Here is a 14500-nt window from a genome sequence, read left to right on the forward strand (position 1 = left end):
GTTGCAGAACTGGTCTGCAACGGGTTTGACGCCGCCACCCCCCGTGGCGTATTGCGCGTGAGCTGATTCCCCCCTCTTACGCGGCTGCGCGCGTCATAACCTCACGGAACTTGTTGAGGTTCTTGTCGAATTTGTTGATCAGTTGCGATGCCTTGGCGCGGAACTCCATGGAGTCCACCCCTTTTTCGTCCTCATACTGCTTGAGCAGCTTGTGGAGCTTTTGCGCCAGTTTCTGGCTGTCGCCTGCGCAGTCGGCGCATTTGGCGATGATCTCCTCTTCCAACTCCCCTTCAACCACGGTCCCGCTGCGCATTTGGTGGGCGATGGTGTTTTGCTGGATCACATAGGCGACCAGAAAGGTCTTGAGCGCCTGCATGTGGCAGAGTTGTTTGTGCGGATTGTTCTCCTGCTTGCACTTGTCAAGCAGCGCTTTGAGGTGATCGAAAGCGGCGAACATTTCAGACTGACTCATGGTAAAGCTCCCCCGGATTGGTAACAGACACACTCTATATGTAACGGTTTCTGTTGGGGGGGCGCAATGCAAAAATCATTTATGGGATTGAATGGAATTAATATAAGAAATCAATAATTTGCTGAGATTTATATTTGCATGATCGAATTGTTGTTATGGAGGTTGGAGGGGAATGGAAAGAAAAATGTAACATAATAGAAACAAAAGGGAAGCGGGCGCAGAGGAGGTGGCGGCGAGGCGGGCGGGTCCGACTGTTGCGTTAGCGCGAGGGGGGGAACAGGCTGGGCAGATGCTTTTGCATCACCATCCGGACCCGTACGTTGCCGCCATTGCGCATCACCTGTTCACCCCAGGCGGAGAGGCGCTGCATATTCTGCTCGGTCTCTTCGAAGGAGAGGCTGCGGATGGCGGCCTGACGCTGGGTGATGGGGAGTTGATCCAGTCCGCGCAGGATCTGCGGGGGAATTTCGCTGCGCACCAAGTCGGCGGCGATGGCGCGCAGAGGGCGCATGTTGGCGTCCACGGCTTCGGTGATGCCGCGGCGGATGTCCCGTTCAATGGCGTCGCGTTTGGTTTGCGGAATACTCTGATTCTGTTGCGCCAGTCCAGATTCCAGGGTCTGCATAAAAGAGGTGGTGAAGTCGTTGATAAAGCGCACGCGGGCGGAGTTGGCCACCTGAGACACCGCCAAGGCGTAAGCGGCGCTTGTCTGAGGCCCAGCGGCGCGTCCCTGGGCATGGGTCGGGGTGCTCATCGCCCACAGCAGGAGGGTGGCGCAGAGCAGCAGCGCGCGCGCAGGAGAGAAGCGAAATTCACGCATAGATGGCGACTCGAGGTGTGAAGGCCGACGCAATTGGCGTCAGGTCTGTTGCAGTCCGGGGGTTTGCAGCCCCATGTAGTCGTAGCAGGTGCGACACAAGGGCAGCTCGTCGTGTCGCATTTGCGCCAGCATTTCGCGATAGCGGTTCAACTGTTCGCTGCGCCAGATGGCGTCCAGGCTCTGGGCGTTGATGTCGCCCACCACCATCTGCTGGTCGAAGTCGCCGCAGCAGGCGGAGACCGAGCCATCCCAGTTGATGGAGAGTTTGTCGAACACCTCCGGGCACTCGGGGTGCTTCTTGACCACCGACTCCGCATCCTTGAGCCGCAGCAGGGTGTCCAAGTCCTTCTGCGAGCAGCGCATGGACTTGGGGTCCATGTGTTCGAGGATGGTGCGGCCCACGGTGACCATATCGGCGTAGGGCTCGATGGCGGCGCGGAAGGCGGCCACGCGTTCGGCGTCCTCATAGGTGATGGTGGTGGAGACGTGCAGATAGGGGAAACGTCCATCGCCGCGCTTGGCGTGCAGGGCTTTGATCACATCCATCAGTTCGGCGAAGAAGTCGGTGTTGCGCATCTCTTCGTAGCTGGGCGCATCCACTCCCTGGAAGGAGAATTTGATGCTGTCCAGGGGGATCGCCAGCAGCGCGTCCATGAGGGCGTCATCCATTTTGCTGCCGTTGGTGTTCATATGCAGCGGAATGCCCAAGGCTTTGGCGCGGGTGAGGAATTCGACGAACTGTTTGTGCAGGGTCGGCTCGCCCCAGCGGATAAAGCGCAGAGGGATTTTGTACGGCGCGATCTGCTCGAGCACCCGATTGAAGGTCTCCTCCGACATAAAGCCCGAGTCCCGCTGCTGCATGTGGGTCCCGGTGGGGCACATCAGGCAGCGGAAGTTGCAGGTGTTGGTCAGTTCGATATCGATATAGCGCGGAGCGTCAGGCAGATTGGCCAGTTTGTGGGCCGAATTGCCGCTGTTGCAGGCTGCATAGATCGGTTTGAACGGATTTTCCCGGGGCTGTCCCATAAGGATCTCTCGCGACAGGGCATAAAAAAGGGTCGCACGCGCACGAAAAGCCAAGCGCGCACGGAGTCAACGAATCGAGGTCCAGGAGGGCGTCCCTCCTGGCGGGTCACGGGCAGAGCCCGTGCGGGTCGAGGGCGGCGCCCTCGTGGGTCCAGGGCGAAGCCCCAGTCTCTTTTATTCCCCAATCATTTGTTCTGTACACTGGAAGGGCAACGCGCATACTCCACGTCCAACACGCCGTCGGGTTTGCAGCGGCCATCCAGCAGCGCGTGGATGCGCGCCACGCGGGCGGCGTTGGCCTCGGGCTGATCCTGCAGATGGTAGCGCGCCGGATCCTCCAGCATGGCCACTAACTGAAGGAATTGATCGAAGCTCAGCTGGCTCAGACTGGTCTGAAAATAGCTGCGCGCGGCGTCCGGTAATCCGGCCACCGCAGCGCCGTGGGCCTCTCCCAACGGGACGTGGTTGAGATAGAGCGTGAGCACCGCATCGCGCCCCAACTGTTTGGTCAGCGCCTGCGCCGAGAGGGTGAGCTTGCCCCGCGCGCGCGTCTCCAACCCCATGTGCAGGCGCATGATCGCCGCGACGTTCTGCGCAATGGTGTGGGTTCCGGCGCCCGGCGTGCTGCGATCCAACCCATCGTGCTCGGCAAAGCCCGGATCAGCCGCCTGAAGCAGCGCAGTGCGCCAGGCGTCCGGTAGATCGGCGGGCGTCACCGCGCCGGGTCGCTCGCGGTCGGCGCGCAGCAGGGCTTGGGCTTCCGCCACCAGTTTGGGCGTCTGTTGATGCTCGCTCCACACTTCAATGGAGACGTAGAGCACACCGGCCAGCATCAGCAGCAGGGAGATGTAGACGATGGCGCGCACGGTGGTCACGGCGGTCTCCTGACAGCGCGGGCGCGAAGGCTTACGCGCTGTGTGGAATGTTGTAATACTTTTGATTCTCCGGCTCGGGGATGATTCCCAACGTCACCACATCGTGGATTTCGCGGATCCCTTCGGGCACGGTGCGCGAGATTTTGAAGCCCAGGGTGTTCTCGATTTTCTCAAACCGCACACGATAGTCGCGCGGGTCCTCTTTCTTCTCCACCCGCTTGATGTTGGCGTCGGGGTAGACCTTGAGCAGTTCGGTGATGAGCATGCCTTTGGTGTAGTTCTCGCTGGTGTCGCCGACGTTGAAGACGTCATAGGCGACCTTCTCTTCGGGGGCGTCCAGCACCGCCAGCATGGCGTTGGAGAAGTCCGCCACATGGCAGTAAGGGCGCCAGAACTGCTCGCCGAACACCACCAGCTCCTTGCCCAGGGCCAGCTCCTTGGTGAACTCATTGACGGTCAGGTCGAAGCGCATGCGATGCGACAGGCCATAGACGGTGGCGAAGCGCAGGCTGGTGGGGACAAACTCGGGCGATTTTTCAATTTCGTGCAGCAGGAGCTTTTCGAACGCCACCTTGAGTTCGGCGTAGAGGGAGACCGGGGCCAGGGTGGAGTCCTCCACCACATAGCCATCGGGGTCGGCCATCTTGCCGTAGTTGGAGCAGGTGGAGGCGAAGATGAAGCGACGCACTTTGTGTGCGCGGGTGAGGTTGAGCAGGTTGACCGAGGCGTCCCAGTTGATGGAGCGGGTCACCTCCGGCTCGCGGGCGCAGGCGGGGTCGCCGACAATGGCGGCCAGATGGATGACCGCGTGGAACGACTCTTCATTGAAGATCGACTGCATCAACTGCTCATCGCGGATGTCGCCGCGCACAAAGCGCAGATTGGGGTGGCCCCAGACATCCAGCAGCGCCTCGCCGCCGAACATTAGATTATCGATGCAGACCACGCGGATATCGCGCTCGAGCAGACGACGCACCAGGATGGAGCCCACATAACCGGCGCCGCCGGTGACCAGAATCGTTTCGGACATATTCGACAGTTCCTTGGGTTGACGGACGCAGCGCGTCCCGGCTTGCGGGTTGACTTACGCCTCCAGGGCGTCCAGTTCGGCCAGTTGCGCCTTGGCGGGCAGGTTCTTGGGATCGATCTTGAGCACCTTGTCCAGCGCGGCGCGCGCCTGCTCAACTTCACTGCGTTGGGCGTGGAGCTTGGCCAGTTTCAGCAGAGTGACCAGATCTTCCGGCGCCAGCTCCAGGTACTCGGTATAGATCTCAATCGCCTTGTCGCCATTCCCGGTCAGGGCCAGCAGGGTGGCGTAGTGGGGTCGGCGAATGGGCGACATTTCAGCCAGTTTTTCCATTACCGGCAGGGCTTTATCGATCTGGTGCGAGGTCAGGTGCAGACCGCTGATGCGGGTCAACGCATCGAGCATCAGCAGCGGATAGGTCACCTTCTCGTAGGCGACCAGGGCGTCGGCGTCGCGGCCCTCCAACTCGGCCAGGTAGCCTTCGGCCATGGCCACATGCTCCTCCTGGAACTCCACTGCGCTGCGGCGCAATCCCTCCAGGTAGAACTTCAGGCGTTCGATATCTTTGTGTTGGAACAGCTGTTTGGCCTTGCCCGCCGCCGCCATGGGGTTGGTCATTTGCTGGATGAAGTGTTTGTGCGGGTTATCCTCTTCGGCGAGCATCTTTTGATATTCGTCAAACAGGTTGCGGAAACGCTTGGCGTGGCTCTCATGCAGTTGCTCAAGGCTCTCGCCGCGTTTTTGCAGATAGAGCTGCGCGCGTGCGGGCTGATGATCCTCCTCCCACTGCTTGATGATCATCTTGAGGTTGGGCTTGGGCTTCTCCTCCTCAATACGCGCCACCACCCGCGAGCGGGTTTCGTTGAGCCACTTGATCACCGAGGCGGCGTTTTCACGGAAGATTTCGTAGTAGCGGCGACCGGTCTCTTCGATCTCCTCGTCAGTCCACTCCTTCTCTTTATCCGGCCGCGAGAGTTTGAGGAACTCGCGCATGCCCCAGCGTTTGGCCAGTACCGCCATCTCCTGGTGCTGGCCATTGATCTCCTCCTCAATGGCGTCCATGCGCTGCTTCCACTTGAAGTCCGCCGGTTTGCCTTTGCGGCCGAAGAAGCGCGCATTGCACTCAATGCCCTCCACCGCCAGCTTGCGCACCTTCTGCATCTCCGCACGGGCGCGATCAAGCTCTTTGAGCACAATATTGTAGTGCTCCAGTCGCGCTGCGGGGGTGTCTGGCGGCAGCGTATCCAGCAGCGTTTGCCAAGCGTCGAAGGGCTCAGGCAAGGAGATCTTTTCCCAGGGGACGTGCTCGACACTGTCGATGCGCGCCGCTGCTGGGGAGGGGTTGAGCACGTGTGTGCCGTTGGCTTCGCCCGCTTGCGCCAGAAGGCTCAGGCTGGGAATGGCGTTGAAGAAGTCGTGGCGGGTTTCCGCCATCCAGCCGCCATTGGTTTCCACCTGATATTGGGTCTGCTCCATAAAGGGGCCGTGGGCGCTCTCCACGGTGCCGGCCACATGGGTGAAGCCCTCTTTGCTGAAGCACAGGTCGAAGCCGCACAGGACCACCTGCTCAAAGCCCATCTGCACCGCCGTGCCCAGCGCCTGGTGCGACACGGTGATGCCGGGGAACACGGGGTTGTCGGGGTTCAGTTCGCACTCCCAGGGGAACAGCGTGCCGATGTAGGCGCGCCGACCGCGCCACTGTCCCACCAGCAGGGAGCTGCAGTGGTACATGTTGACGAACAGGGTGCGCTCGTAGGCTTCGAGCATCTCGCGGGCGGCAAAGAAGGCGATGTCGTGGGGATCGATGGCGAACACGATATCGGGAACGATGCCCGCGTTTTGCAGCTTTTTGGCCAGACGCGACACCGCCAGCACCACCAGTCGGTCGCGGTTGGCCTTGACCCACGGCAACGCCTCATCCAGTGAGGGGCCGCCAGCCAGCAACGCCGCAGCGCGCCCTTTCATGGAGTCGCGCAAACAGATTGTTGGCGTATGGTTCTCCGGCAGATTTTCCAAACAGCGCAGCATAAAGATCTGCGTGCCCACGCTCATATTGATGTGGGTGCGCAGCTGCTGGATCTCGTTGTTGACCTGATGCCAAAGGTCCAGATAGGGGGCGAATTCAGCGTCCAGCACGGCGATGGACTTGGTCTGCGCCATATTGTCCAGATAGAGGTAGTCTGAGGCGCTACACTCTTTGATGGCGAACTCCGCCCAATTTTCCGGTGAGATCAGATGAATGCGTTTGGGCAAATCGTCCGCCTCAAGGCCCTCTTCGCGCAGGCGTTCGATCATTTCGGGGAAGTCGATGAACAGGAAACGGCTGCCCGGGGGAACGCCGCGGTCAATGACATAGCGAATCAGTAGGCCGCCGTCGGTCCCCACACAGACGAACAGATGGTCTTCGCGCTCCAGCTCCTCGCCAAAATGACCTTTATAGAACGCCATTGCTCCCAGGCGGGAGAACGCTTCGCGGTTGATGGCCGGAAGATAGCGATCGCCAAAGCCGTTGGTCAAAAAAGGGCCAAAATCCAGTGGCGGGGCGTCAGTTTGGGCGTCGATTTCACTCATAACAGGCTCTGTACAGGCTGTGGCGTTGTCTTGACCGTCCAGGAGAAAATTGCCGCTTTATTCGCAAAAAGGCGATTTGGTGGGCGAATTTTTCCCAATCGAGGCGATTGGCGCATCCTGGCGCGGGCTTTGGCGGATCCGCCGCAGTATATGCAATCGTTATTCCACGGGGTAGGGGCGCTCTGCGCAGCGTTGTCATAACGTCCCTTGCCGCGCAGCTGAAAAAGGGGTTCCATGGCTCTGTTTGCGGGAACAAGCACGCTGTGCGCGCATCCAAAAAAAGACGGGGAGTGAGAAGCGTTTGCATTTTATCTCCCGCTGGCGGCGCAGGCGGCACGTCAATTGCGTGACCGCCCTGGCAAACCCACGTTGTGAGCGCGTCAGTCCGTCGCCGCAACGTCGCGCGACCGGCGCCCGCAACGGACGCGGTCCCAAAAGAGGCACACCATACGGGAGTCTACGCATCATGGCCCAACAATCCATTGAACGGGTGCTGCTTACGCAGCCCAACTCCACCTGGTTTGGCAAACGCCAATGGGTGGTCCCGCCGTACACTTTGGGCATCCTCACCGCCGTGGTGGAGGAGGCCTACGAAGTCGAGCCCCTGGATCCCAATCTCGGCAATCTCACCATGGAGCAGGCGATCAACCGCATCGTCGAGTTCAACCCGCAATTTGTCGGCATTACCTGCATGTCGCTGGAGTACGCCCACTCCAGTCACGAATACGCCAAAGCGGTGCGGCGCGCGCTGCCGGACGCCATTATCTGTTTTGGCGGCGTCTACGCCACCACCTCGCCGGAACTGGCCATGCGCGACCGCGTGGCCGATTTCGCCGTGTTGGGCGAGGGCGAGCGTCGACTGCCCAAACTGCTGGAGGATCTCAACGCCGGGCGCACCGATTGGAGCGACTTCGAAGGGCTGACCTACTGGAAGGACGGCGAGCAATTGATCCAGAAGCCGACGGTGGAGATTCGGCCCCTGGATGAGGTGCCGTTCCCCAACTACCACAAAACCCGCATGCGCGAGTATTTCCAGGGCAACAACAGCTACGGCAATGTGATGAACGCGCGCCGCGAGCCCTACGCCATCACTGTCACCAGTCGTGGCTGCCCCTACGACTGCACCTACTGCAGCACCCACTCCATTGACGGCAAGAAGGTGCGTCTGCGCTCGGCTGAGAATGTGCTCGAGGAGATCGATATTCTCTACAATGAGTGGGGAATTCGCGAGATTCTGTTTATTGATGACCAGTTGGTGATCAATCGCAAACGCTTCAACGCCATTTTGGATGGCTTGATTGAGCGTGACTACGATCTGCTGTGGAAGTCGGTGAATCTCGCCACCTTCCTGCTGACGCCTGAGCTGTTGGAGAAGATGAAGGCGTCGAAAACCTACCAGTTGATTCTTCCCATCGAGTCGGGCAATCAGTGGGTGCTGGACAACATTCTGAAAAAGCCTCTGAATCTGGAGCATGCCTACAAGATTATCGAGCATGGTAAGAAGCTGGGCTTTGAGATCTGCTCCGACTTTATCATCGGTTCGCCCGGCGAGACCTGGGACCAGATTCGCGACTCGTTCCGGGTGGCCGAGGAGATCGACGTGGATATGGTGTCGTTTCACATCGCCACGCCGTTGCCGCAGACCGAAATGTATCACATGGCCAAGGACATGGGCGCGCTGCCGGGCGATTTCAGCTTCGCCGACACCTCCTTCTTCGGCTTTGGCAAGGGCTCCATGGAGACCGACGAATTCACCGCGCGGGATCTGCACATGCTGCGCGCGCTGGAGTGGGATCGGATTAACTTCAAGAGCGAAGAGAAGCGCCGCCGTTTCGCCAAAATCGCCGGGGTCAGCCTGGAGGAGTTGGCCAAATGGCGCAAGAACACCATCCGCAACCTGGGCGTCTACTTCCCCGGCGCCGAAGGGGTCGACTACGCCAATACCGAAGAGCAGACCATGACGACGTCCGACGCGCCGAAAAATGGCCTGCTGGATAAGAATGGCCGCTTCATGAAAGTGGTCAACGGTTAAGCGTGGCCAGCGGTGTCGAACCAAAAGGGGGGATGGGTGACCATCCCCCCTTTTTGCACGCCAAAATTTGCTTGATTGGATTGAACGTAAACGGATTGAGGAGCAAGAGGAATGGGGCATTCTCCCAGTTTTCAGTGGATGGCGCCGAGCCTGTTGGTGCGCAATGCGCCGCTATCCGCGGCGTTTTATGCCGAAGCGTTTGGATTTGAAGCGGTGGCGGCGCGCCATGCCGACGGCAAGCCGGTGTGGGCGCTGCTGCGCGGCGACGGCGCCCAGGTGATTCTGCAAGATCAGGCGCGCGCCGCCGCCCAGAGCGCCGCCCAGGTGGGCGCTTTATGGTTGTGCGTGGCTGATACGGCCGCGCTGCACGCGCAACTGTTGCGGCGCGGTTTGGAGCCCAGCCCCATGGGAACGCTGGCGGCGTGGGAGGCCCCCGGCTTCACCTTGAGCGACCCCGATGGTCACATATGGACCATCGTTGAGCAGTCCGAGTAGAGCTCCGCCGCGTATCGCGGGTTTGTGCACGCTTTTTGCTGAGTCTCTCCCAGAGCGTCCAGGATCCGCCTCCAGGTCAGCGGAATTCGGCGCCATCTGCCGCCCTCTGGCGGCCAACGCGGCGAATTTTGCCGCAAGACGGGAGAGTGTGCATCATGCTGCGCCAACAGTTCGCCACCCACAGCGCAAAACCGGCCCAGGCGCTTCTCGACGGGTTGGATCGCGTTTCCCACGCCTTGACTCTGGGCGCGTTGCCGCGCGCTGAAAAAGAGTTGAACCTTCTGATCGCGCAATATCCCCAGCGCGCCGATCTGTATCGTATGCGCGCCACCACCCAGGCTGCGCAGCTCCGTTTTGACGACGCTCTGAGTAGTTTGGAGAGCGCCTTGGAGATCGATCCCAACGCCGCCGCCCTGTGGGTGTGTCGCGGGGATATCCTGCGCGCCACCGGCGCCCTGGGCGAGGCGCGCATCGCCTATGAGACCGCCACGGGGCGCGATCCCCGCTATGGCGCCGGATGGGGCAAATTGGCGGCGCTGGATCTGGAGGAGGGGCGCGTTGAGAGCGCGCTGACGCGGCAGACCCGTTGCGCTGGCGCCGAGGCGCCCGATCCCACCACCTGCGCCCTGATTCAACAAGCGGCCCAGCGCAAAGGGTTGACCCTGCTGGCGCAGGTGTGGCGCGAGATCGGCGCTTTTGCCGTTGGTCAAGCCTGTGAACCCTATGCGGGCGGGGTGTTTTTCCTGAATGAGGCGCAGGGGCGCGCCGAGGCGGCGCAGAAGCAGGATATAGGCGACTGCTCAAGCCATGTGTTTTATGTCCCCAGCAAGGATCCTTGGAGCGCGCGCGGATTGCCAACCTTGATGCCGCTCACCGGCGATCCGTACGCATTCTTCCAAAAACAGCGCGCGCCGCTGTTTCCGCGGCGCATCGGTTTTGACGCCGGTGACGCCGAGCAGCGTCAGCAGGCGGTGCGCGCGGCGCTGCTGCTGGATGAGGTGGGGGCCATGCGTCGTTTGCGCGCCGCGCGCCTTTTGACCCACGCGCAAATGCTCAATCCCACGCGCAAACCCGGTGAGCGGGTGCGCGTGTTTATCCATGGCGCCCGTGGTCGCGCTGAAGCGGCGGGGGCCAATCTGGCCAACAGTTTCGCCGCGCTGGGGTGCGACACGCGGGTGGAGTCGCCGGATCCCGGCGGGCTGTTGATCGAAGATGACGCCTTTTTAGCGCAGTACATTCAGTTTGCCCCCCACCTGGCCATTGATGTGGATTGCCTGGAGCCCGCGCATCTGCATCCACAACTGCCCTACGCTGTGTGGTGGCGCCAACCGGAGTCTCCCAAGGATCTGGCCTGGGCCCGGCCTGCAGTGTGTTGGGCGGAGTCCGGCGCGCAGGCGGCCGAGTTGATCGGTCGTGGCGCGCGCTTGGCCATGGCGCGGGATGATCGCGTCGCCTCCCTGGCGATGCGCACTCTGGACCACTTGGCTCCGGATTATATCCCAACGGAAATCAACGAAAGCGAGGGACTTATGGACCCGCAGATTATATCCCGCCTGCAAGAGGCTGTGACCGCGCATCAAAACGGACGCACGGCCGATGCTGAGCGGCTCTATTTGGAGATTATCGATCGCGACCCGCGCCAGGAGGATGCGCTGCATCTACTGGCCTGCGTGCACGATGAGCGCGGCGACCAGAATAGCGCGCTCATCCTGGTGGAGCGCGCCATCGCGGTCAATGGCGACAATCCTCACTACCACAGCACCTTGGGCGCGCTGCGCAAGGAGACCGGCGATCTGAGCGGGGCCGAAACGGCGTGCCGGGAGGCGTTGCGTTTGGACCCCAATCTGGCCGAGGCGCAAGCCAACCTGGGAATTGTCCTTATGGCCACTGAGCGTGAGACGGAGGCCCTTGAGCCGCTCAATCGCGCGGTGAGTCTTAACCCAGCGCTGTATGGGGTCTATCCCTATCTGGTCAAACTGCACGATGAGGCGGGGCGCGCGACACTGGCCGATCTGTACAAGCAGTTCTACAATCACGCCAAACCAGCGCATGCCCAGCCTCTGGCCATGGCCGATGGCGATACGCTGTTTCTCAATGCGCAGCGCGCCGCCGAGCAGGCGCGCAAGGGCGTTCGGTTTCAACAGAACCAGGCGATCAGCGCGCCGCGGCTCTGCTACTATCTGGGCTCGCCCCAGGACGACGCGCCGGAGACCCTCATCGCGCTGCAGGGCGCGATGCTGGATTTTCTGGTGGAGACCCGTTTACGCCTGCCTGCGCGCATTGAGTTCAATCTCGATAGCGCCGATGAGCGTCAGTTGGCGATACAGGCGGCGATGCTGGTGGATGGGGCGCGCATGCGTCGCAATGAGCGTGTCCAAGCCGTGGCGGCGGAACTCAAACAACTGCCGCCGCGCAATGAGGCCGGGCTTCCGCGGGTGATGCTGGCGGCCTCGCGCATGACCACGGTGATGCAACACGCTTCGCGTAACCTGGCTCATGCGTTTGAGAAATTAGGCTGCCCTGTGCGCTTTGTCATCGAGCAGAACGAACTGGAAGGGCTGGATGTCTCGCACTGGTTCCGGGAGCAGCGGGAGTTTCAGCCAGATCTGGTGGTGAATATCAACCACTTGAATAACGAGTGGTTGCATCCGGAGGTGTGGAACGTCTCCTGGTGGCAGGACCCTATGCCCCAGATCAGTGCAGGCAAGCCGTTGCCATGGCGCGAACGGGATCTGTGCTATTCCGCCTATCCCCAGTTCGATGTGCTGCTGCGCGAGACCGACGCTCCAAACGTTGAGCGGCAGGATCTGTGCGTGGATCTGCAGCGCTTCACGTTCACCACGCCCCGTGAAGAGCGTCGTAAAATCGTCTTTGTGGGCTCCTCGCACTGTAACTTCCGCAATGGGGGCGCGGAGGAGGCCAAGCTGTTGGCGGAAGTGAAACAGCGCTTTGAAGTGGGCGACTACTATAGCCGCGCCGAAGTCGAGGCGCTGGCGCAGCGCTACAATTTGCCGTTTATGCACGTGTTTGACTATCTCTACCCCTCAGTGGTGCGCGACACCAGCGTGGAGTGGCTGTGTGAACTGGCTCCGGAGTTGGATTATGAGGTGGAGGTGTGGGGCCGCTTCTGGGAGAAGAACCCCATCGTTGCGCCCTATTTCAAAGGCGAGTTGCCTTATGGCGAGGCGGTGGTGGCCAAGTACAACGAAGCGCGCTACTCCTTCTCTCCGCATCCGCATATGGTGAAGTCCCAGCGCTTGGCCGAGTTGGCGGCCTGCGGCGTCTACCCCATCATCAATGATGATCGCGCCAACGCCGAAGGGCCTCACTGGGACGACCATATTCTCTTCTATCGCAATAAGGCGGAGTTGAAGGCCTGCTTTGAGCGCACGCCCCAAAGCGACCCGTATGAGATTGCCGAGGCCTACTCCTACGAGACCTTTGCCCGGCGCATCCTGGCGCGTATGGGGCGTGATGTCGGCTGATGCGCACAGTTTTGATAGGGGTGTTGAAGTGATCAAAAATGGCGGTTTTTGTTTCTGTCAGGCGGCCGGACGTTGTATGCTGGAATACTGATGACCCAATATGTTTGTGCCGCTTGCGCGCGGCCTCATTCGCGGAGCGCCTGATGGATAATACTGCGTCCCAGTCACAGCAATCGTCGGATCCCAACGCCCCGACCAGCGGGGAGGGAAGCGGCGAGCTGTTGATGGCCGACCGCAACCGGATCTCCCGCGGGGTGCTCAATCATCCGTGGGAGAATCCGCCGCACTGGAACTGGCCTGACCCCACCTGCACGCCGGAGGAGTTCACCCCGGGCGTGGCCGATAAGCTGGACGCCATGCTGCCGGCCTTCTCGCGTTCTCTCTCCATTACCGCGCGGTTGCGCATCATGGCGTTGGCCTCGCAGTTGGGTTCGCACCAATTCGAGGAGCTCGAGCAGATCCTCAATGATGAGACCAATAAATATCGCGAGGTCTCCAAACTCTACTGGTACTACCTGCTTGAGCGCGGCATCGTCTCCTGGTTCGATTGGCTCGACGCCTGGATCAAGCGGCGCGAGCTGGACGAGCGCGCGGTGCTGGAGGCGGTGATCAACGGCGAGCGCGATGAGACCCTGGGCGACTGGGGCGGCTTCCCCGCGTTCTGGTTTAAGATCACCGATACCCTGGAGCAGCGTGGGTATTATGATTTGGCGGAGAAGTCCTACCGCCGCGCGGTGGAGATCGACGCCGGTTACGCCATGGCCTGGAACGCTCTGGGGCATCTGCTCAAGAACCATCTGGGGCGGGTGGACGAGGCCGAAGCGTGCTATCGCCGCGCCATTGACCTGGATCCGTTGTTCTATCCGCCGTGGCTGGGGTTGGGCAATCTGCAACGCGATCACCGCCGTCAATTCGATGAGGCGGAAAAGTCCTACCGCAAGGCGATCTTCCTGGCCCCCAATGCGCCCAATCTCTGGTTTACTCTGGGCACGCTGTTGCGCATGCACACCGATCGCGCCGCCGACGCCGAGGAGGCGCTGCGCAAGGCCAATGAACTGGACGCCCACGACGCCTTTACCTGGGACGGTCTGGGCAAGACCGCCGCGCGGCAAGGGCGTCTGGAGGACGCCCGCAAAGCGTGGCTGGCGGCGTTGGAAGAGGATGAGGATAACCCGGACTACCTGCACAATATCGCCGAGATGGAGTTGACGCATGGCGATCTGGACGCCTGTGAGAAGGCGCTGGATCAGGCGGTTCCCATGTTGACCGATGCGCGTCAGTCGCGCAGTCACCACATGATGCGTCTGGCCCTGGGGCTGGCGCGGGAGAGCGGCGATGCGGTAGCGCGCGCCCATGCGGAGTTGAGCGCCATTCAAGAGGATCCAGAGTTGATCCCCTCGGGGTGGAACTACGACGATATGCAGCCGCTGCTGGACCGCATGCCCGATCCCTGCCGCATCCTGATGCAGGCATGGATCAACAAGGTGCGCGCGGAGCCGGGGGATGATCCGCAGGAGAGTTATGACGCCTTCCGCGATGCTCTGGCGCGTGGTCTGCAGCCGCCGCAGCGGGAGCAGGAGAAAGCGGAGGAGACGCCCAAGAGCGGCGGTTTCCTCGGCGGTCTGCGCAAGAAGCTGTTTGGGCGTGGGGGGTGAGTCGCTAATCCACTGCTCTGATCGATAAAAAAGCCGGGCGAA

10 protein-coding genes are annotated in these 14500 nt (G+C 61.1%); 4 read left to right on the top strand and 6 right to left on the bottom strand.

The window, feature by feature from the left end:
- Positions 1-76: 76 nt before the first annotated feature.
- From MAIT1_RS09815 to MAIT1_RS09840, 6 genes are all read right to left on the bottom strand, one after another.
- The gene (locus MAIT1_RS09815) at positions 77-472 is read right to left on the bottom strand and encodes a hypothetical protein (RefSeq protein ID WP_143814766.1); all 396 of its coding nucleotides are present in this window, start codon (positions 470-472) and stop codon (positions 77-79) included.
- Between the two features lie 259 nt (positions 473-731).
- Positions 732-1292, bottom strand: coding sequence for a hypothetical protein (locus tag MAIT1_RS09820; RefSeq protein ID WP_085442107.1), 561 nt, complete (start codon positions 1290-1292; stop codon positions 732-734).
- A 39-nt stretch (positions 1293-1331) separates the two neighbouring features.
- The gene (locus tag MAIT1_RS09825; protein ID WP_085442108.1) at positions 1332-2318 is read right to left on the bottom strand and encodes a radical SAM/SPASM domain-containing protein; all 987 of its coding nucleotides are present in this window, start codon (positions 2316-2318) and stop codon (positions 1332-1334) included.
- 185 nt (positions 2319-2503) lie between these two features.
- Positions 2504-3193, bottom strand: a complete 690-nt coding sequence (locus tag MAIT1_RS09830) for a transglycosylase domain-containing protein (protein WP_085442109.1) — start codon at positions 3191-3193, stop codon at positions 2504-2506.
- Between the two features lie 31 nt (positions 3194-3224).
- The gene (locus tag MAIT1_RS09835) at positions 3225-4223 is read right to left on the bottom strand and encodes an NAD-dependent epimerase/dehydratase family protein (RefSeq protein WP_085442110.1); all 999 of its coding nucleotides are present in this window, start codon (positions 4221-4223) and stop codon (positions 3225-3227) included.
- 54 nt (positions 4224-4277) lie between these two features.
- Positions 4278-6791, bottom strand: a complete 2514-nt coding sequence (locus MAIT1_RS09840) for a motility associated factor glycosyltransferase family protein (RefSeq protein WP_085442111.1) — start codon at positions 6789-6791, stop codon at positions 4278-4280.
- A gap of 466 nt (positions 6792-7257) precedes the next feature.
- Between MAIT1_RS09840 and MAIT1_RS09845 the strand changes: the two genes are divergently transcribed.
- The 4 genes from MAIT1_RS09845 to MAIT1_RS09860 all read left to right on the top strand — a co-directional run bounded on the left by MAIT1_RS09845 (position 7258) and on the right by MAIT1_RS09860 (position 14458).
- Entirely contained in the window at positions 7258-8823 is a 1566-nt protein-coding gene (locus MAIT1_RS09845) for a B12-binding domain-containing radical SAM protein (RefSeq protein ID WP_085442112.1), read from the top strand.
- A 111-nt stretch (positions 8824-8934) separates the two neighbouring features.
- On the top strand, positions 8935-9318 hold the full coding sequence (locus MAIT1_RS09850) for a VOC family protein (protein WP_085442113.1): 384 nt from the start codon (positions 8935-8937) through the stop codon (positions 9316-9318).
- A gap of 155 nt (positions 9319-9473) precedes the next feature.
- On the top strand, positions 9474-12803 hold the full coding sequence (locus MAIT1_RS09855; protein WP_085442114.1) for a tetratricopeptide repeat protein: 3330 nt from the start codon (positions 9474-9476) through the stop codon (positions 12801-12803).
- 143 nt (positions 12804-12946) lie between these two features.
- Positions 12947-14458, top strand: a complete 1512-nt coding sequence (locus MAIT1_RS09860) for a tetratricopeptide repeat protein (protein WP_158089413.1) — start codon at positions 12947-12949, stop codon at positions 14456-14458.
- Positions 14459-14500 lie beyond the last annotated feature (42 nt).

It is taken from the genome of Magnetofaba australis IT-1 (assembly GCF_002109495.1).
In the GTDB taxonomy this organism is placed as follows: domain Bacteria; phylum Pseudomonadota; class Magnetococcia; order Magnetococcales; family Magnetococcaceae; genus Magnetofaba; species Magnetofaba australis.

Excerpts from the sequence above, each read along its gene's own strand:
- MAIT1_RS09850 (WP_085442113.1), top strand. The coding sequence starts at position 8,935 with ATGGGGCATTCTCCCAGTTTTCAGTGGATGGCGCCGAGCCTGTTGGTG.
- MAIT1_RS09845 (WP_085442112.1), top strand. The coding sequence starts at position 7,258 with ATGGCCCAACAATCCATTGAACGGGTGCTGCTTACGCAGCCCAACTCC.
- MAIT1_RS09855 (WP_085442114.1), top strand. The coding sequence starts at position 9,474 with ATGCTGCGCCAACAGTTCGCCACCCACAGCGCAAAACCGGCCCAGGCG.
- MAIT1_RS09815 (WP_143814766.1), bottom strand. The coding sequence starts at position 472 with ATGAGTCAGTCTGAAATGTTCGCCGCTTTCGATCACCTCAAAGCGCTG.
- MAIT1_RS09825 (WP_085442108.1), bottom strand. The coding sequence starts at position 2,318 with ATGGGACAGCCCCGGGAAAATCCGTTCAAACCGATCTATGCAGCCTGC.
- MAIT1_RS09835 (WP_085442110.1), bottom strand. The coding sequence starts at position 4,223 with ATGTCCGAAACGATTCTGGTCACCGGCGGCGCCGGTTATGTGGGCTCC.
- MAIT1_RS09860 (WP_158089413.1), top strand. The coding sequence starts at position 12,947 with ATGGATAATACTGCGTCCCAGTCACAGCAATCGTCGGATCCCAACGCC.
- MAIT1_RS09840 (WP_085442111.1), bottom strand. The coding sequence starts at position 6,791 with ATGAGTGAAATCGACGCCCAAACTGACGCCCCGCCACTGGATTTTGGC.
- MAIT1_RS09820 (WP_085442107.1), bottom strand. The coding sequence starts at position 1,292 with ATGCGTGAATTTCGCTTCTCTCCTGCGCGCGCGCTGCTGCTCTGCGCC.